This window comes from Streptomyces cucumeris (assembly GCF_024295805.1).
Taxonomy (GTDB): Bacteria; Actinomycetota; Actinomycetes; order Streptomycetales; family Streptomycetaceae; genus Streptomyces; species Streptomyces cucumeris.
The window spans coordinates 59844-77603 of sequence record NZ_JANCLX010000027.1 but is presented as its reverse complement, the minus strand read 5'-3'; the positions used below and the strand labels follow the sequence as shown (position 1 = coordinate 77603).

The following is a 17760-nucleotide window of genomic DNA, read 5'->3' as shown; positions in this document are numbered from 1 at the left end:
TGTCGGTGGTGCGGGTCCGCTCCGCCGGTCCCACCGGTTCAGGGGATTCGGGGGGTCTGCGGTTCGGAGGTCGGGGGAGGGGCGGTGGTCTCGGTTCGCGGGCCGGTGCGGCGGGTGAGGACCAGCGCGAGGAGCGCGGTGACGGCCAGGACCGCGGCCGAGAGCGTGAAGGCGGCGCGGTAGCCGGCGGTGAGCGCCTCCAGGTGCGGCTGACGGGCCGCGGCGTCCGCGGTGACGGAGCCCGCCAGGGTCGCCAGGGCGGCGAGGCCGATGGCGCCTCCGACCTGGCGGGTGGTGTTCACCAGCCCACCGGCCAGCCCCGCGTCCTGGGGCGGGACATCGTCGACGGCGAGAGCGGTGAGCTGGACGAACGCTACGCTCAGACCGAAGCCGACCAGGACGCTGGGGCCGGGGATGTCCGCGAGGTAGCTTCCGTCGGCGCTCATCCGGGACAGCCACAGCAGGCCCGCCGCCTCGGTGAGCAGTGCGGCGGTCACCGTGACGGTGGTGCCGATGCGCCGCGAGAGACGGGGCGCCACGGCCGCGCCGAACATATTGGCCACGGCGAGCGGGAGTTGGCCCGCGCCGGTCGCCAGGGGCCCTGATCCGAGGACTTGTTGCTGGTAGAGCGGCAGGAAGAAGAACAGCGCGATCCACACCGAGCCCAGCAGTGCCATCAGCAGATTGCCCGCGGCGACCCGGCCGGTGGTGAACAGACGTGGTGGCAGCAGCGCATGGGGCCGGCGAAGCTCGATCACGGCGAAGGCCGCGAACAGTGCGACGGCGCCGACGAGAGCGCTCAGCACTCCGGTGTCCGTCCAGCCGGTGCCCCGTGCGGTGGTCAGTCCCCAGACCAGGCAGGTCAGCGCGAGGGTGACGGTGACGGTGCCCAGCAGGTCGAACCGTCCGGCCTCCCCTCTGGCTTCCCCTCCGTGCTCCCGTGGGGCGAGCGCGGCCACGGCCGCCAGGACCAACGCCGCCCCGAGCGCCACGGAGTGGAAGATCCAGGGCCAGCCCCACGCCTGGGTCAGGACGCCGCCCAGCAGGACACCGCCCGCCCCTCCCGCGCCGGAGACCGCTCCCCACACCCCCAGTGCCCTGCCCCGCCCGGATGCGGTCGGGACCAGGCCCATCGCCAGGGCCAGCGCGGCCGGGGCGATGGCCGCGGCACCGAGGCCCTGAACGGCACGCGCCGCGATCAGCAGACCCGGGGAGGCGGCCAGCCCCGCCGTCAGCGAGGACACCGAGAACAGCCCGAGGCCCCAGATCAGCACCCGGCGGCGGCCGAGGAGATCGGCCGCCCGACCGCCGGCCAGGAGCAGCGCCCCGAACGCCAGACCGTAGGCGTTGACCACCCAGGTGGTCCCGCCGTCCGACAGCCCCACCCCGGAGCGGATCTGAGGCAACGCCACATTCACGATCGACGTGGCGAGCATGACGGTGAACTGGGCCGCGGCCAGCGCCGCGAGTGCGACTCCCGGCCGGGGAGCCCGGGCTGCCGCCGGATCCGTCTGCGTGTGTGCAACGTTCATGTCGCACAGACTCATGGCGGACGCTGTCCACTTTCCAGACCGGACAGCCGCAAGGACTGTCCACTCCTGTCCGCACCTGTCCTCGCGAGTGTCCGCTCCGGCCCACGCGAGGAGGAACGCGCTCCTATCGGGGCACGCCGTGCAGTTCCCGGTGCCACAGTGCCGCGCAGAGCAGATCCAGGCCCTGGCGTACATGGCGCCGGTAGGTGCCGTACGGCAGGCCCAGGCGCCGGGCGGCGGCTTCCTGGGTGGGCGCTCCGGAGAAGTAGCCCGCCGTCAGGGCCTCGCGGGCGCGCACACCGCGCGGGTCGGCCCCGAGGTCGTCGACAGCCCGGCGCAGCAGGGCGCGCAGCTCTTCGGCGGGATCGCCCAGGTCGGCCGCGAGTCGGGCCCGCATCAGGGCACAGGCGGCGAAGGCCCCCGTGTCACGCCAGTGTGAGAGGGCTTCCCGTACGGCTTGGTCGAACACCGGGCGCGAGAAGGCCGACGGACCGGACGGGGCCGGTACTTCGGTGGCGGTGATGAGATGGCGCAGCCAGGTTTCGACGGGCACCTGGCGCCAGTCGTTGCTGAACAGCCCGTAGGTGTGCGCACCGACCCGCGGTCGCGCACCGGTGTCGTGCATGATGCCCTTGAAACGCTCGGCCCAGACCTCGGCGTCCCGGTAGACGACGAAGCCGTGCGCACGGCCCCGGGCACGGGCGGCTTCCGCCTGGGCCCGGGAGTTGCTCAGGTCGATGACCCGCGAGGGGGTCTGGTAGTGCACGGGGTAGACGGAGAATCGGGTCATGCCGATGTGTTCGCCGGGGCTCACCGGCGTGGTGGCCTCCGTGTGCGCCCAAGCGGCCGCGACGATGGGATCGGTGGCCAGATCCTCGGGGTCGGGCGGAGCGGGCAGGACGATGCGGGCCGTGAACGCCACGGGGCGGCCCGTGGCGACGCAGCGGAAGACGCTGAACCCCTTGGCCTGGCGCTGGATCCAGTAGCGCACCAGCTCCGCTGACTCGGCTCCCTCGGTCTCCTCGGCCATGCGCAGCACGACATCGATGTCATCCGGGCACAGGGGACGTTCGTGCACCTCGTTCTCGCCGGACCACACACGCAGTCGTGCCAGGCTCTCCAACTCGCGGAAGAGGTAGAAGATTTCGTCGGTGACGACCCAGACCCGCTCTTCGGGTGCTTCGCGCAACAGACGCAGATACTCCTCGGCCAGCCGCTGGCGCATCGTGGTGAAGGCGTTGGGCGCGCGCCAGCGCAGATCGGCGGCGAGGGTCTCGCGTGCGGCGTCGTGCGGATAGAGCCCGCGGGGCGTGGACTCGATGAAGGGCAGATCTCTCAGCCATGTGAACAGCGCAGGGGCGTCCTCCTCGGGCAGAACCGCGGCCAGCAGTTCCTCGGAGGTCGAATGCGCCTGTGCCACCACCTCCAGGGCGCGGCGGTGGGCCGCCGACGGCACCTCTCCGATGAGCCCCGCCAGCAGGGTCCGCAGGACATCGGCCGAGGGCGCCCATATCTCCTCGTTGCTCCAGCCCGTCGCTCCCGCGGCGGCCGCGAGGGACAGCGCCAGCGGGTTCCCCCCGGCGAAGCGGAGCACCCGCTCCCGCAGCGCGGACGGGATCCGCGCATCGGCCAGCAGGCTCCGGGCCTGCTCATCGGAGAACGGCTCCAGTTCACGGACGTGCAGGACCCCGGCCCAGGCCGGATCAGCGGTCCATTGCGGCTGCGGCGCCAGCCGGCCGGCCAGGACCACCAGGGTGTCGTCAGCGGCGCGGGGCAGGAATCGCTGCCACAGCCAGCTCTCCAGCCACTGGCAGTGTTCGAAGGAGTCCACGAACAGGACCGTGCCTGCGACATCCAGGAAGGGGCCGGCCGCACGCTCGAAATCGGCCGGGTCCCGGCTGAGGAAACGACCGTCCAATTCGAGGAGCAGCCGGCCCCCCGCGCGGGCCTCGTCCGCCAGACACCGCACCAGCGAGGACTTCCCGATTCCACCCGGACCGTAGAGGTAGAAGGCGAACGGCGCCTGCGGATCCCCGGCCAATGCCTCGCCGAAGCGTCCGAGTTCTTCCTCCCGGCCGATGAAGGCACGTTCCCGCGCTCTGCTCAGTCTCTCCGCCACGGACGCCACGTCGGTGCCCCTCCCAGATCAGGCCCGAGCGGATATGCCCGGATTCCGTTTCGAGTATCGCGGCACCGCATCACGGTGCGAGATGCGTGTGACGGCGTTCCGGATCGCCTCCGTGTCCCGGCCGACGTGCGCGGACGCCGGTTTTTTCGCCGCGCGTCGGCCTGATGTCACGCTCGGACCGCCGAAACGGTGCACCGGGGAAACTAAGGGACTCCCTACAAGCCCCCTGAGCCGTCGTCCATACCGGGTGAGTGATCCCCATCGGGGGCAGGCGGAGCTTTCACCTTCCGCGGGAAATCCGGACTGAAGTTCGTGGCCTCCGGACCCGATGGGTTTGCCGATCCGTGGGCAGACGCAACAAACACCTGCCCGACCGGCTCAAGGAGGAACCGTGACAGAGCATTCTTCGCTGCGGGCTGTGGGGTGGGCACGCTCGCTGCCGGTGAGCCGCGGGGTGAAGACCGCCAGGGACTGGACACGTAGGCACCTGGCGACGATCGGCTGGCTGGAGAGAGCACCGGATCTCGCCGACTCCATCCTGCTGACCGTGTCCGAACTCGTCACCAACGCTCACATCCATGCCCGCAGCTCCGCGCAGCTGATCCTGACCTGGGACGAGAAGTGCCTGCACGTGACCGTGCACGATGCCTCACCACAGCTGCCCGACCCGCGCCAGCCGACCGACGGGTCTCTCGGTGGCCGCGGTCTTCTGCTGATCGACGCCCTGGCCGATGACTGGCACACCTACCGCTGCCCTCGCGGAAAGGATGTCACCGCCTGCTTCCAGCCACCCGCCCCCGACCCGGCCGGTCTCCAGGGCTCGGGATGACCCAGGAAGGAACGATAGACAGGCCAGGTAAGGCAGGCCACATGGTGTGGCCCTCCCGCTCGCTCTCAGGGGTACGCCAGGGATCTCCCAGGGGCATCCCGGATGCCACGGGGCGGGGCGAACGCAACCATCGATCACCATGACATGTCTTTCCCGACGCGCCTTCACGGGCGCTTCCGCCATCGGTGCTCTCGCTCTCGCCACGGGAGGCAGCGGCGCTCCGGCCTCAGCCGCATCGGCCGTCGATCCGCGGGCCCTCCATGCCGCCATCAGCGATCTCTCCCATCCGCGGGCGACCGCCTCACAACTGCTGGTGGCATGGCCGGGAGGGCGTTGGTACGGCAGCGCGGGCGTCGCCGATGTGGTGAGCGAGCGACCGGTGCACGCCGGCGACCGCTTCAGGGCGGGCAGTGTGACCAAGGCTCTGGTGGCGACGGTCGTTCTCCAGCTCTGGGCAGAAGGCCGGTTGGATCTCGACGCCCCGGTCACTCGTTGTCTTCCCGAGCTCGCCATGCCCTCCGGATTCGACCGCATCGCGGTGTCCCATCTGCTCAACCACACCAGTGGCCTGCCCGACCACCGGAAGGTGCCGGACCTCAGCACACCGGAGGCGGTCCTGCGCCACCGCTTCGATCACTGGACACCGCAGCGCCTGGTCGACACGGTGACCCACGCACCCCTGAAGTTCGCCCCCGGCACGAAGCAGGAGTACCGGGGCATCAACTACGTGCTCCTCGCGCTGCTCGTGGAGAAGCTGACCGGGCATCGCTACGGTGATGCGATCGCCGAGCGCATCGTGCGCCCCCTGGATCTGACCGGCACCCTGATCCCGGGCGACGACTCCCGCATCCACGGGTCCCATGTCCACGGGTATCTGACCATGACCGACGGCAGCCTGCACGACATCACACGGTACGACCAGTCCTCCTCATGGGGTGAAGGTGAACTCGTCTCCACCGCCAGGGACCTCTTCCGCTTCCAGAACGCCTTGTTCAGCGGAGCACTCCTGCCGCCTCGAGCGCGGAAGAAGGTCTTCACCCTGCCCCCGCCCACGGTACGCATGCTGGACGGCAGCCCGGCCCGCTACAGCATGGGCCTGCAAGCGGCCACCGTGCGCGGCACGACCTTCTGGGGAAAGACCGGGGAGACCTACGGATACCGCACGCGCATGTTCGCCACCCGCGACCTGAGCACCCGTTTCGTACTGTCCTACACTCCAACTCCCCTGAACGCGGAGGAGGACATGGTCAACCGGGTCGTCGCCGTCCTCGCTCCCTGAAACCGGGAGCTGCGCGTCGGGACGACGGGGCCGCTCGTATGAGGGCGGGCCTGCACCGGCTCAGCGCAGCACCGCGGCCAGCAGGTCGGCGCCCAGCGCCGTCAGGTCGGGCAGATTGAGGGTGTGCCGGACGTAACGACCGTGCCGCCGGGCCGTGAGCAGACCCGCGTGGCGCAGCACCGCCAGATGACGGGAGACCTCCGGGGGCGTGAGCTCCCAGACATGGGCCAGTTCACCGGTGGTGTGCGGGCCACGGGCCAGGGTGCGCAGCAACCGCAGCCGCACCGGATGGGCGAGCGCTTCCAGCCGCAGGGTGACCGTTTCCAGCGATACCGGCTCCGCTGGACTCGACTCGGCCACCGGGTACTGCACCACCGGCTGCCACCCGGGTGTGTGGACCACCACCAGGTGCGGGTGGCCGAAGACACTGGGGATGAAGGTGACACCGGTGTCGCGGGCGGTGGTCGCCTTGTCCTGGAGCTTGTCCACGACGATGCAGTCGCCGTCCGGTGTCAGGGTGACCGCGCCGGAGGCCGACGCGAGTGCCGCCGCGATGCCCTGGCGCTCCCGCAGGTCGTTCTTCAGCCGCAGGTCGGTGGCGAGCCGCACCGCCACATCCGCCCACGCGGTGTCGAAGAAGGCCTCGGCGCACTGTTCGAGGGTGTGGCGCACTCGCGCCCGTACGGCGGCCGGGTCCGCGAGCAGCCGTTCCGCGAAGGCTTCCTGCCGAGGGCCGCGGGCCTGGGCCAGGTCCAGGGCGCGGCCGCGCGCGGCCGCGTCGGTGAGCGGCGAGCGCACGGCGAGCGGGACCCGGTGCCCGCCGCATGTGGTGACGAGGGCGGCGGTCACATAGGTGTCGTCGTCGATCCGGTCCACCTCGTCCAGTTCCTCGGCGAGGGTGGACCGGGGCCGGGCGGGGAGCAGGAAGTCGGCTTGTGAGGAACGCCAGAGGAACTCGGCCTCCCGCAAGCGCTCGGCCAGCTCCGGGCGCAGCCCGGCCCAGACCTCCCCCGCCCATCCGGCGTACTGCGGATGATGCCCGGGTTCGGCGAGCACGTGCAACATCGCGGTCAGCTCGGCCAGCGGGGAGGCGGCGAACCGCAGCCGCTCGGACGGCAGGCCACTGATGTCGATCCTCAACGTCACCCCCTCAGCATCCCCGATCCCATGGCCGCTGACCTCGTCAATTGACGGTGTCCGTCAACTGACGCGGCCATGGCCCCCGGCAGGACCCACCGTGGACCCATGGCAACCACCACCAAGATCCGGCCCGGCGCCCTCGTCCGCGCCTCCGGCGGCCCCCGCTACGCCGTCGCCCTGGCCGTGGACTCGCTCGGGACCGGACTGCTGCGGCCCTTCCTGCTGCTCTACGGGGTGACCGTGCTGAAGCTGTCCGCACCGGTCACCGGAATCGCCATGACCGGCGGCATCGTCGCGGGGCTGGTGTGCATGCCCGCGGTGGGCCGGTGGCTGGACCGGGGCGCACGCAGCACCGTCGTGGCAGCGTCCATGCTCGTGCGGATGCTGGGCGTGGGGCTGCTGCTGGCGACCCCGACCGGGCACGTCTGGCTGTTCACGGTGGCGACGCTCTTCCTCGGCATCGGCAACCAGGCCTGGCCGCCCGCCCATGCGGCTCTGGTGGCCACGGTCGCCCACGGCCGGGAGCGCGACGCCGCTCTCGCGGCCGGCCGTGCCCTGCGCAACGCCGGTCTGGGCGTGGGCGCGCTCCTCGCCACGGTCTGTCTGACGGGCGGCACCACGGCCTTGCAGGCGCTGGCAGCCGTCACCGGCGTCGCCTATCTCGCCGCGGCAGCCCTGGCGTGGTCGGTCCATCTGCACGCGCGTCCGGCCGCACTCGCGGCCGAGGACAAGGCCGAGGGACCCGCACCCCGGATGCGCGCGCTGCTGGCCGCCAACGTGGTCTACGTCTTCTGCCTCAACGTCCCCGAAATCGCCCTCCCCCTCATCCTGGTGACACAGCTGAACGCCTCCGCGGTGTGGTCGGCGGCCATCTTCGTGGCCAACACCGTGCTGGTGGTCACCCTCCAGGTTCCGGTCACCGTCCTGCTCTCCCGCTACCCCCGGCGGACCGTGCTCGCTCTCGCAGGTGTGGTCCTCACCGTGTCCTACCTCGGCTTCCTCGTGGCCACTTCGCTGGGACACGGCTGGGGCGCACCGGCCGTCGCCGCGGTGTCCGTCGTGTGCACCCTCGGCGAGATCATCTACGCAGGCAGCGCCACCGCGCTCGTCGCCGCCCTCGCCCCGCCCCACGCTCTGGGACGTACCCTCGCCCGCTTCGAACTCTCCACGGGCCTCGGCCTCGCCGTCTCCCCCGCAGCCATCACCACCCTCGCGTCCCACGGCCCGGCCGCCCTGTGGGGCAGCCTCGCGGGCGCGACGCTTCTGTCCGCCTCCGCCATCGCGGCCGAGAAGGACCGCGCGACACGACCCAACGGCCACCGCCCCACCGAGGTGCACGAGCCACTCGAGATCGCCACCACCCCCGATGGCTCCGGCGACCGCTCGGACGCCGGGTTCTGAGCGGGATGTGAGGAGATCCAGCCTGCCGCTGGATTGGCCACCATGGGCATGCGGGGGCGGAGCTATCAGTATGTCGGGCCTGCCGAGTTGAAAGGTCTTGTGCGGCCTGAAGCCATGGGCCGGCAGGTGTGCTCGGCAGCGGACCTCCGCGGCTGGGCTTCGGCCCGGACATCGGATGAGCTGGCCGAGCCGTTCACCTTCGTGGTCGATACCACCGGGGTTCTGCGACTCGCGCCGCGCCACAGCGAACATGTGGTGTGTGCGGGCGGAGAGGCGGTCCTGAGCGCCGGAGAGATGAGCTTCCGCGAGGAGTCCGGGCGGTGGGTGGTCGATGAAGTCAGCAACCAGTCGACCGGCTACTGCCCCGACATCGGCTCATGGGCGGCTGTCGGGAAGGCATTGGACCGCGCCGGCATTGCTTCCCCGAGCGGCTTCAGCCACGAGGTGATCTTCCGTGGCTGCCCCGGCTGTCAGCAGCTCAACATCGTGCGGGACGAACACTTCGTCTGCGTCTTCTGCGACACGACCCTGCCGCTGGAGTGGAACGTCGATGTGACGGCCTGAACAGCATGGTGCCCTCTACTTCAGCGAGAGCCACATATCGACGCTCTCGATGCCCCGTTCGCGAAAGACTCCGGCCGGTTTGAATCCCGCCTTTTCGTAGGCGCGGATCGCCCCGGTGTTGGAGGATTGGGTGCCGCCGAAGAGGATGACGTGCCGGCATCCGCGCTGGCGCAGGACGCCGAGCGCTCCCCTGAGCAGCTCGGTTCCGAGGCCGGTGCCCTGCAGATGATCGGCGACGACAGGGGCGATACGGCAGTCCGCGCCGTCCTCGATGGTCCACCCGAGATTCCGGTAGCGGGCCTTCTCACTCTCCGGGATCGCGAACTGGGCCAGCAGATACGCCACTACGCGATCGTCACGGGCATCCGCCAGTACGAAACGCAGGGCGGTCGGGTCGTCGAGAGCAGCACAGATCCGCTCCGCTTCGGTCCGGTCGAGCGGGTGTGGACTGTAGCGCTCCCTTGTCTCCGCCGAGAGCGCTTCGAGGAAGTCCCCGAAACTGGAGGCGTCGCCGCTCGTCAGGGCACGCAGGGTGGCGACAACACCATTGCTCCCGGTGACCGGCCTCGCGAGGAACGGGTGCGTGATGGATTCGTCCATACCGGGCAGCGTAACCAATCTGTCCAGAGACACCATCGTCGCGCAAGCACCCCTTCAGCGTGAGGGGTCAGCGGGACCTACGCATGTCCGCCCGCGTTCAGCAGGCTCCTTCGCCCGGCCGCACCAGCCCCGTCTCATAGGCAGCACCACGGCTTGTGCCCTGCTCGACAACGCGAGTTTGGTCATCGCCCGGTTCAGATGAGTCTTGACCGTCGCCTCACTGATGAAGAGCTGACCGGCGATCTCCAGATTGCTCAGACCACGGGCGGCCAGCCGCAGCACCTCCGTCTCGCGGCCGGTCAGCACGTCCAGGTCCGGTGGCGCTTCGGCGGATGACCGACCGCTGTGCTGGGCGTACGCTTCGACCAGTCGCTTGGTGACGGAGGGCGCGAAGAGCGTGTCGCCGCCTGCGACGGCCGCGACCGCAGCGAGTATCCGCTCGGGGCCGGAGTCCTTGAGCAAAAAGCCCGAAGCACCGGCCCGCAGCGCCCCGTACACGTACTCATCGAGGTCGAACGTGGTCAGGACGAGGATCCGCGGAGGGGGGTCCTCCGACTGGGCGAGGATCCTCTCGGTGGCCGTGATACCGCCCATGCCGGGCATCCGGATGTCCATCAGCACGACATCGGGGCGGGTGCGGGCCGCCAGGGCCACGGCTTCCCCGCCGTCAGCGGCCTCTCCCACGACCACCACCCCCGGGGCCGCGCGGAGCAGCCCCACCAGCCCGGCCCGGATGAGGAACTGATCGTCGACGACAAGCACCTTGGTCATACGGCGGTCATTCCGTTGTGCCGTCTCTCTTCGGCGAGGTCCGTACGGAGACCGGCAGGATGAGCCGGACGGTGAATCCCCCCTCGCTCCGTGGGCCGACGGTGACCGTGCCCCCGTACAGCTTGGCCCGCTCCCGCATGCCGATCAAGCCGTGGCCGCTGCCGGTCCGCATCTTGTCCGGATTCACGCCCTGGCCGCCGTTGGTGATGGAGACCGTCAACTGGTCTGACTCGTAGTGCAGTTGCACCTGTGTCCTCGCTCCGGGCGCATGCTTCAGTACGTTGGTCAGGGCCTCCTGGACACATCGGTACGCACACAGCTCGACCCCGGGCGGAAGGGGACGTGGCCTGCCGTGCACACGGAGGTCCACCGGCACTCCTCCCGCCCGGACACGGTCGGCCATCTCGTCCAGTCGGGAGATTCCCGGCATGGGCGCGGCGGGTCCCCCATCACCGTCGACGCGCAGCACCCGCAGGACTCTCCGCAGTTCCTCGAGGCCGTTCCTGCTGCTCTCCTCGATGGTGGCGAGTGCGTTGCGGGCGGTCGCCGGATCCGTGTCGCAGACGAAGCGGGCCAGCCCCACCTGGACGGATATCACCGACATATGGTGCGCGACCACATCATGGAGTTCCCGTGCGATCCGTCCGCGCTCATCCGCCACCTCGCGGCGCGCTCGTTCCTGCTGTTCCTCACGCAACCGGTCGGCCAGCTCCGTGGAACGACGGGCGGTGTACCCGAAGCGGACGAGGACGGCGGAGAAGCCGACGGCCTGGCCGAGGACCGACACCATGACGGCGTCTTCGCTGATGGCGCCGGCGTAGATCCAGACGGCGCTCATCAAGGCGGCACAGCCCACCGCGGTGCGTACCGACCGCGTGGCCGCGACCGTGTACACGGCCAGCATCGGGGCGAAGGAGTTGACCACGGGCCAGTATCCGGCCGTCACATACACGGCCCACATCACCAGGACCATGAGGCAGACGGCGACGGGTGCCCTGCCGCGGAGAACCACCGGAGCGTTGACCAAGGCGACCATCAGGTACCCCGTCGCATCGAGCGCGGGCCAGCCCTGGGCCGCGGACTCCTGCCCGAGCAGCACGGCGACGCCGGTCTGCGCCAACGCGATGAGCACGTCGGCGACGAGGGTGTGGATCCGCATCGCCGCAGCCTAGTCCCAGGGGATATGCACAGAGGCCAACATGGTTGTCCATCACAGGAGTTGTGGACGTGGTGAACGCCCGCCCGCGGCGGGCATGGCGGTGGTCGCAGGGATGGCCCCCGCCGTGGGCCATACGCGCTGAGCCACGGCAGACGGAAGGGCCGGCCTCGAGGAGACCGGCCCTCCGCACCCGCGCTTGCACATCCCGCCCCGCCCGGCACGGAGCCGGTGTCCCCCGAGGCTTCACACCGGCGGGCCCCGGACCGGGTGAGCCCGGCGGAACCCTCGACTCCCCCCGTGAGCGCACCGCTGCCGCGAGGAGCGCGGACGCTGAACGCGGGCTCCCCCGTCGGTCAGCAGGTCACCGTGCGGTCATAGGAGCCGAACGACCACGAGTGGTAGAGGTACCTTCCCCGCGCGACGGACGTACAGCGACTGTCATAACCGTGCTTCACGACGATCTTCAGTCGCATGGTCCCATGGCAGTTGTTGCTCGCGACGGCTTCGTGCGTCCGCCCGTTCACGGATCGATGCACACAGTCCGGCGCCGTCCCCGACGCACTGGCCTGGCCGGCGTCGGCGTTCACGCGGGTGGTGCTCGCCGACGCGGCCGAGGCCGGCCCGGCGATTCCGAACAGTGCGCCGACCCCCAGCACGGTCGCGGCGACGCCGACCTTGGTGCGCTTGCGCAAAGTGCTCATGCTCGCCCTTCTTCCGCGGTTCTCCCTGACCGACCGCGCCGCCATTCCCCCTTGGCTCGCGGAAGCGCCCGCGTCCCCCGGTGGTGCGATGACGGTGAGTGCGCCTTCCAGGAACACTCCGTGCGGTCGACAAGGAGACTATGCGGCAGCCCGAAATCACCACATCCAACGACGCATTGATCCTGGGGTAAACCTGCGTCGTATCCGTGCGTCATCTGCAACGCACGTGGCAGCGTCCCGCTCCGGGCACGGGCGGCATCACCCCACGTTCGCGTGCGGCTCCCCCGGAGTACCACCCGCCGTGAAGACTTCCCGCAGCACGGTGAAGCTGTCATCCGCGTGCCCCGCCGCCGCACCGCGCCGGAAGACGTCGAGCACCGCCTCGGGCAGAGCGACGTCCACCTCCGCGGCCCGCACCGTGTCCACCACGTGTTCCATACTGGCCACCCCCATGGCGAGCCGATCCACATCGCCCGTGTGGTCCCCGGCGGCGAGCCGTGGTGCGTAGAAGCGGAAGAAGTGCGGCAGCGAAGCCGCGACGTCCTCCGAAAACGGAAGGATCTCCTCGACGCTGATGCCGTTCGCCTCGGCCACCGCCACCGAGTGCAACCAGGCGGTCATGCTGGTCCAGAACAGATCCATCTGGATCTGGTAGTACAGGGCCGCGAGCCCGGGGTCCTCGCCCCGGTACTCCACCCTGCTGATCACCTCCAGTGTGCTCCGGTGCGCCTCGAGAAGGTCCTTGGGTCCGCTGTAGTACGCGTACCCCTCCGGCGTTCCCACGAGGGACGGCGACACCGCCACCCCGGCGGTGAGATACCCGGCCCCGTGTCCGGCCGCCCACTGCGCGGCCTCGCGTGCCCGCCGCGGTGTATCGGAACTGAGGTTGGCGACGACCTTCCCCGCCAGCGCGGCGGTCGCCGGTTCGAGAACGGCGTACATCGCGTCGTAGTCCGTCAGGCTCAGGATCACCAGTCCATTGGCGGCCAGGGCCTCTTCGACCGAGGGTGCGAGCACCGCACCTTCCGCCACGAGACCGTCCGCCCTGCGCGCGGTCCGGTTCCACACGGTCACCTCGTATCCGCGCGCAAGCAATGCCCGCACCATCGCCTGTCCCATCGGCCCCAGACCGATGACCGTCACCGACTGTCCCCCCACACCCATGAGGATCCCTCCGCATCAACTAGAACGAACGCTCTATCCAGAGCAAGAGCAACGTAGCACAGCTCTGTAATGAACGTTCTATTCGCTATGCTGATCCGCGTGAGCACGAAGACGAAGTCGGCGGCGACACCTGACACCCGCACCCGTATCGTCCGGGCGGCCTCATCGCTGATGCAGCGGCAGGGCTACGACGGCACAGGGATCAAACAGATCGCCCAGGAGGCCCAGGCCACGCTCGGCTCCGTGTACCACTTCTTCCCCGGAGGGAAACAGGAGTTGGCAGTCGCCGCGATCCACCACGGCGACCAGGAGTTCTTCGATGTGCTGCGCGCCGCTCTCGACCACGAGGACGATCCGGCCCAGGCCATCACCGCTCTGTGCCGCACCCTCGCCGACGGCCTGTGCGCCTCCGACTGGATCGACGGCTGCCCGATCACCACGACCTCACTCGGCACGGCGGGCCGTGCTCCGGACATTCAGGCGGCCGCCGCGGAGGCGTTCGCCCGCTGGCGGGGACTCGTCCACGACAAGCTCCGTGCCAGCGGTATGAGCGAACGCGACGCGCACGATCTGGCCCACACCGTGATCAGCACCATGGAAGGCGCCGAACTGGCCGCCCAGGTGTCGCGCAGCAAGGAGCCGCTGAACATCGCGGGCAAGCATCTGGCGCGGTTGATCGCCCTCCATCGATGAAGCCGCCGCGCCACGGCGCCGGGGTCAGCACCGCTGACGGAACTCGCGCGGCGAGACTCCGTATGTTCTGCGGAAGGCCCTGCTGAACTCACCACCGCAAGGGAAGCCCCAGCGCATGGCGAGGGCGTAGATGGGGGTGTCATTCTGAGCCGGGTCGGCGAGGTCACGCCGTGCGCGTTCCAGGCGCCGGCGGCGGATTCCGGCGGCGAGCGTCTCCTCCTCCTGCTCGAACAGGCGGTGCAGATAGCTCAGGGAGATGTGATGCGCCTCCGCGACAGTACGGGGCGTCAGCCCGGGGTCGGCCAGGTTCGCCTCGATGAAGGCTCGGATGCGCAGCATCAGGGTGCACTGACGGGTCTCCTGGGACAGGGACGCGTCCCGGTCGAGGACATGAGCCAACAGCGAGGACAGTAGGTCGACGATGATCGCCCCCAGCCGGGGCGCGTCGGCGGGGCCGTACGGTCCCTTGTTCATCGCCAACTGCTCCAGCAGTTGGGCCAGCAGGCTTCCGTAGCCCTCGTCCGCCGGCAGCCGCCGGGTCAGCAGCAGGTCGGCCTTTGCCTTGCGCAGGGGCACCAGCCTCTTGGGAACCTCCAGACCCACCGCGTGCAGGGCGCTGGTGACGCAGTGGAACGGCTGCGAGGTATCCACCACGTACATCTCACGAGGCCCGTGGACGGCTTCCCGGCCCGCCTGGGTGATACCGACCGACCCCGTGATCGGGAAGGTGAGGTGGTAGTACTCCGGGTCGGAGTGACGTATCAGACGGGGCGTTCTGCGCCAGCTCATCGGTTCGACGACGGTCGGCCACACGCTGACGGCCCCCAGTTCCAGCAGCTTCGTCTCCGCCTGGAACGCTGCCACGTGTTCGCTGTCCATATCCATGGGGCACAGGGTTTTCGACATCAGGTCCCGCCAGCAGTCGAATCTGTCGACCGGGTCCACGTCACCGGTCCGGAACACCGTCGCTCCCAGCATGGAGCCCCTCCTCGCCACGCCCCGTTCTGACCTTTGTCACCCAGGAGGCTGACACGGGAGTCTCCGTGGTTCACGCCGGCTCGTCCCTCAGCTCGGGGGATGACCGGAACTAACCCCACCATGGCCCATCCCCCTGGTGTGGGGCCCACCGCTGCGGTGTGCCGGGTCAGTGGTTTCCGTCCGAAGCCTGGAGGGAGTCGACCCAGCGCAGGAGGCGGGCCCCTCACGGGTCAGGCTCGCGGAACTGGAGTCCGGCCCAGTCCGGCAGCCGCCGGATCACCACACCGGCCTCGGCGTCGAGGGCACCCGCGTCAGGTGGCGAACCGGCCGCAGGGCGAGGCTTCTTCGTATGGCTGCGGAACCGGCTACGGACGCGCGGTACCGGACCCGCTCGCCCGGCGCCGCAGCAGTTCCCGGAGCTTGACCGTCACCGCGGCGACCGCGAGCAGGGCCACGATGCCGCCCAGCGCCACGTACCCGATGAAGGGGTACTCGCGTCGCAGGAAGACGGAGAGGCCGTCCGAGCGGGCGCCTCCCTTCCCGTTGAGCGTCGTCGTCACCACCACGAGGCCGAGGGCGCCCAGCAGGCCGCTCGCAGCCGCGAGCACACCGTGACCAGCCGCCCTGGCGATGTGGTGCGGCCTCCGGCTCCGCCGCCATCCCCTGACGTCCTCGGATAGAGTGCCCAGCCCCACGACGACTCCGGCCACGGCGGGGAAGAGCACGAACCCGGCCGAGGCAGCGAAGCCGTATCCGCCGCCGGGCCACCGCGGGGCGAGGTCACGCCATATGTCCTCCAACAGTTGCGAGGAAGCCAGCAGCACCGATCCGCCGATGGCCGTCAGCAAGGCCAGTACGCCCACCACCGGCCACAGGTTGCCGCGCAGTCTCCCCCGGTGCTTGGTGCCCTCGCCGCCGGGCGCCGCCCGCTTCGCGGTGAGCCGCGCGTCCTCGGCCCGCTTCGCCTCCCGTGCCCGCCGAGCGTCTCTGGCCTTTGCCCCGGACCGGCGTGCCATATGAGTCCAACCCCTCGTACCCGTAGATCGTGGTGGAGATGGTCTCACCGGGCCTCCGGGCCGGACGCGGTCAGGGCCAACGCCTGACGACGGGGGTCAAGGAGGCCGGGGCGGGTGGCGTTGACTCATCCGGTCGTTTGGTGTCAGAAGCGGTCAGATGCTTCCGCCTCCTCATCAACAGTCGCATGATGGACGCTGGAGCACGCGTCGAGGGGGACGACCGTCGCACCCCCGGATGCCGATGCGCGTGTGACGGCCGAGGGGGGACCATGGAACCGCGCGCACAACGCCCGGGCGAGAGCGCACCGCAGTACATATTGATCACGCAGTGTCTGCAGAACGACCTCTTCCTGAACCTGGACTGCCAGTTGTGTCTGCCGGAGAGCGCCGCGTCCAAGCTGCTGCTGGACAGCGAGAACGGGACCGGCTTCCGGACGGAGGGACACCGCAGGGTCCTGTCCGCCGGGCAGATCCACCACTCCCCGCTCGCCCGCTTCCTCCAGGCCACGGTCGGCTCCCGGACCCGCGGCCACGGGGACGGAGTGCTCCATCTGATCAACATCCGCGACTGGCACGTACCGGGTGAGGCGTACGATCTCGAACGCAGGCAGTACGGCGCACACTGCGAGGCGAACACCTGGGGCGCCGAGTACGTCGACGGCCTCGCGGAGTTGCTGGATCCGCCGCCTCGCGAGGACGGCTGGGGCGGCAGGCTGCGCGTCCACCACCTGACGTCCAACACGCTGTTCGACTTCCAGCACAGCTCCGGCGGACGCCCCGAGCCCCGTCAGCCGTCACGCCTGGCGACGCTGCTGGACGGCCTGCTGGCGGACGGCCGGGAGGAGACGACTCATGTCGTGGTGCTCGGTGTGCTCACCGACATCAAGATCCAATTACTGCTGACCGGTATCCGCTCGCGCTACAACGTCCGCCAGCTCGTCGTCTCCGACGCCCTCACCGCGAGCCGCACGCTGGAGCGGCACCTGTCGGCGCTGGACTTCTGCGAACGGGTGCTGCGCGCCGAGGTGATGACCGGGCTGGCGGAGCTCGCCCGTTTCCTCGGCTCCCGGCCCGATGACGACCGCCGCCTGACCAGGGGCGGGGAGGCCGAGTTCACCGGCTACGCCTCCTATATCCAGGACAAGGAGGGCATCCTCTCCTACGAGGACGCCCGGCTGCGCGACTACCGCATCCAGACCTCGGAACGGCTCCGGCGGGCGCAGCGCACGGTCCGGTTCGCCAGTACGTTCCTGCTGGGCCTGGGCGCGGCTCTGCTGCTGATCGCGCTCGCGCTGTCGGTGGTCCAGGTCGTGTGGCCGGGCCGGGTCACCTGGCAGACCCCCGCGATCATCGGAACCCTGGGAGCGGGGCAGATCGTCACCCTGTTCTTCACCCGCCCGGTCCGGTCCGTCCGGGACGCCCTGGCGGAGGAGACCATCTACCGGATGATCCTGGAGAGCCGCAGCCTCAAGGTCGCGCTCGCCCGCTTCCACGTCACGACCGCGGACGCCCTCAGGCGCCACGAGGACAGCGGCCGCCAGCTCAAGTCACTGGAACGCCAGTTGAAGGTTCTGGAACAGATCGACGCGGCCGACTTCGAACGGCTGAAGGGGCTGGGGGTGGCGCCCCGCGCCGGGCGAGGGTAGCGGCGGCGCCCAGCGCAAGCGTCTCTTCATCGCGGCGCGGACAACCGAAGCAACCCGGTCGCTCGACTCCCGCAGCTGAGTAGTGCCTACTCCGGCCGGCCCGTGAGGGCGTTCCTACACTCGCGCTGCGTCGGACATCGATGAGTGGAATGGAACGCG

Annotated in this window: 15 protein-coding genes and 1 pseudogene; 6 read left to right on the top strand and 10 right to left on the bottom strand. The window is 70.0% G+C overall.

From position 1 onward, the window contains the following. Window positions 1–38: 38 nt before the first annotated feature. Together NMK44_RS30650 and NMK44_RS30645 are read right to left on the bottom strand one after the other, a co-directional pair. Window positions 39–1532, bottom strand: a complete 1494-nt coding sequence (locus tag NMK44_RS30650) for an MFS transporter (RefSeq protein ID WP_254749281.1) — start codon at window positions 1530–1532, stop codon at window positions 39–41. 124 nt (window positions 1533–1656) lie between these two features. Further along, the gene (locus NMK44_RS30645) at window positions 1657–3651 is read right to left on the bottom strand and encodes an AAA family ATPase (protein WP_254749280.1); all 1995 of its coding nucleotides are present in this window, start codon (window positions 3649–3651) and stop codon (window positions 1657–1659) included. Window positions 3652–4051: 400 nt separating this feature from the next. On the opposite strand from NMK44_RS30645, the gene NMK44_RS30640 reads away from it, so the two are divergent. After that, entirely contained in the window at window positions 4052–4489 is a 438-nt protein-coding gene (locus NMK44_RS30640) for an ATP-binding protein (RefSeq protein WP_254749279.1), read from the top strand. Window positions 4490–4628: 139 nt separating this feature from the next. Continuing rightward, window positions 4629–5768, top strand: a complete 1140-nt coding sequence (locus tag NMK44_RS30635) for a serine hydrolase domain-containing protein (RefSeq protein WP_254749278.1) — start codon at window positions 4629–4631, stop codon at window positions 5766–5768. A 60-nt stretch (window positions 5769–5828) separates the two neighbouring features. Here the strand turns inward: NMK44_RS30635 and NMK44_RS30630 are convergent, their stop codons facing one another. After that, on the bottom strand, window positions 5829–6914 hold the full coding sequence (locus tag NMK44_RS30630; RefSeq protein WP_254749277.1) for a DUF5937 family protein: 1086 nt from the start codon (window positions 6912–6914) through the stop codon (window positions 5829–5831). Window positions 6915–7013: 99 nt separating this feature from the next. Between NMK44_RS30630 and NMK44_RS30625 the strand changes: the two genes are divergently transcribed. Together NMK44_RS30625 and NMK44_RS30620 are read left to right on the top strand one after the other, a co-directional pair. Continuing rightward, window positions 7014–8309: an MFS transporter gene (locus NMK44_RS30625; RefSeq protein WP_254749276.1), complete on the top strand. Its 1296-nt coding sequence runs from the start codon at window positions 7014–7016 to the stop codon at window positions 8307–8309. A 42-nt stretch (window positions 8310–8351) separates the two neighbouring features. Next, complete coding sequence (locus NMK44_RS30620) at window positions 8352–8873, top strand: hypothetical protein (protein ID WP_254749343.1); 522 nt, start codon at window positions 8352–8354, stop codon at window positions 8871–8873. Between the two features lie 15 nt (window positions 8874–8888). On the opposite strand, the gene NMK44_RS30615 is transcribed toward NMK44_RS30620, so the two are convergent. From NMK44_RS30615 to NMK44_RS30595, 5 genes and pseudogenes are all read right to left on the bottom strand, one after another. After that, window positions 8889–9473 (bottom strand): GNAT family N-acetyltransferase, encoded by a 585-nt coding sequence (locus tag NMK44_RS30615; protein ID WP_254749275.1) that lies wholly within the window; start codon window positions 9471–9473, stop codon window positions 8889–8891. Between the two features lie 97 nt (window positions 9474–9570). Continuing rightward, window positions 9571–10244 (bottom strand): annotated as a pseudogene (locus NMK44_RS30610) (response regulator). Window positions 10245–10251: 7 nt separating this feature from the next. Next, window positions 10252–11403, bottom strand: coding sequence for a sensor histidine kinase (locus tag NMK44_RS30605; RefSeq protein WP_254749274.1), 1152 nt, complete (start codon window positions 11401–11403; stop codon window positions 10252–10254). Window positions 11404–11756: 353 nt separating this feature from the next. After that, the gene (locus NMK44_RS30600) at window positions 11757–12104 is read right to left on the bottom strand and encodes an alpha-amylase inhibitor (RefSeq protein ID WP_254749272.1); all 348 of its coding nucleotides are present in this window, start codon (window positions 12102–12104) and stop codon (window positions 11757–11759) included. A 258-nt stretch (window positions 12105–12362) separates the two neighbouring features. Beyond that, window positions 12363–13268, bottom strand: a complete 906-nt coding sequence (locus NMK44_RS30595; RefSeq protein WP_254749270.1) for an NAD(P)-dependent oxidoreductase — start codon at window positions 13266–13268, stop codon at window positions 12363–12365. Between the two features lie 99 nt (window positions 13269–13367). On the opposite strand from NMK44_RS30595, the gene NMK44_RS30590 reads away from it, so the two are divergent. After that, entirely contained in the window at window positions 13368–13961 is a 594-nt protein-coding gene (locus tag NMK44_RS30590) for a TetR/AcrR family transcriptional regulator (protein ID WP_308358625.1), read from the top strand. Between the two features lie 24 nt (window positions 13962–13985). On the opposite strand, the gene NMK44_RS30585 is transcribed toward NMK44_RS30590, so the two are convergent. Continuing rightward, entirely contained in the window at window positions 13986–14939 is a 954-nt protein-coding gene (locus tag NMK44_RS30585) for an AraC-like ligand-binding domain-containing protein (protein ID WP_254749268.1), read from the bottom strand. Between the two features lie 365 nt (window positions 14940–15304). Further along, window positions 15305–15955, bottom strand: coding sequence for a hypothetical protein (locus NMK44_RS30580; protein WP_254749266.1), 651 nt, complete (start codon window positions 15953–15955; stop codon window positions 15305–15307). 269 nt (window positions 15956–16224) lie between these two features. On the opposite strand from NMK44_RS30580, the gene NMK44_RS30575 reads away from it, so the two are divergent. Further along, entirely contained in the window at window positions 16225–17601 is a 1377-nt protein-coding gene (locus NMK44_RS30575) for a hypothetical protein (RefSeq protein WP_254749264.1), read from the top strand. The last annotated feature ends 159 nt before the right edge of the window (window positions 17602–17760 follow it).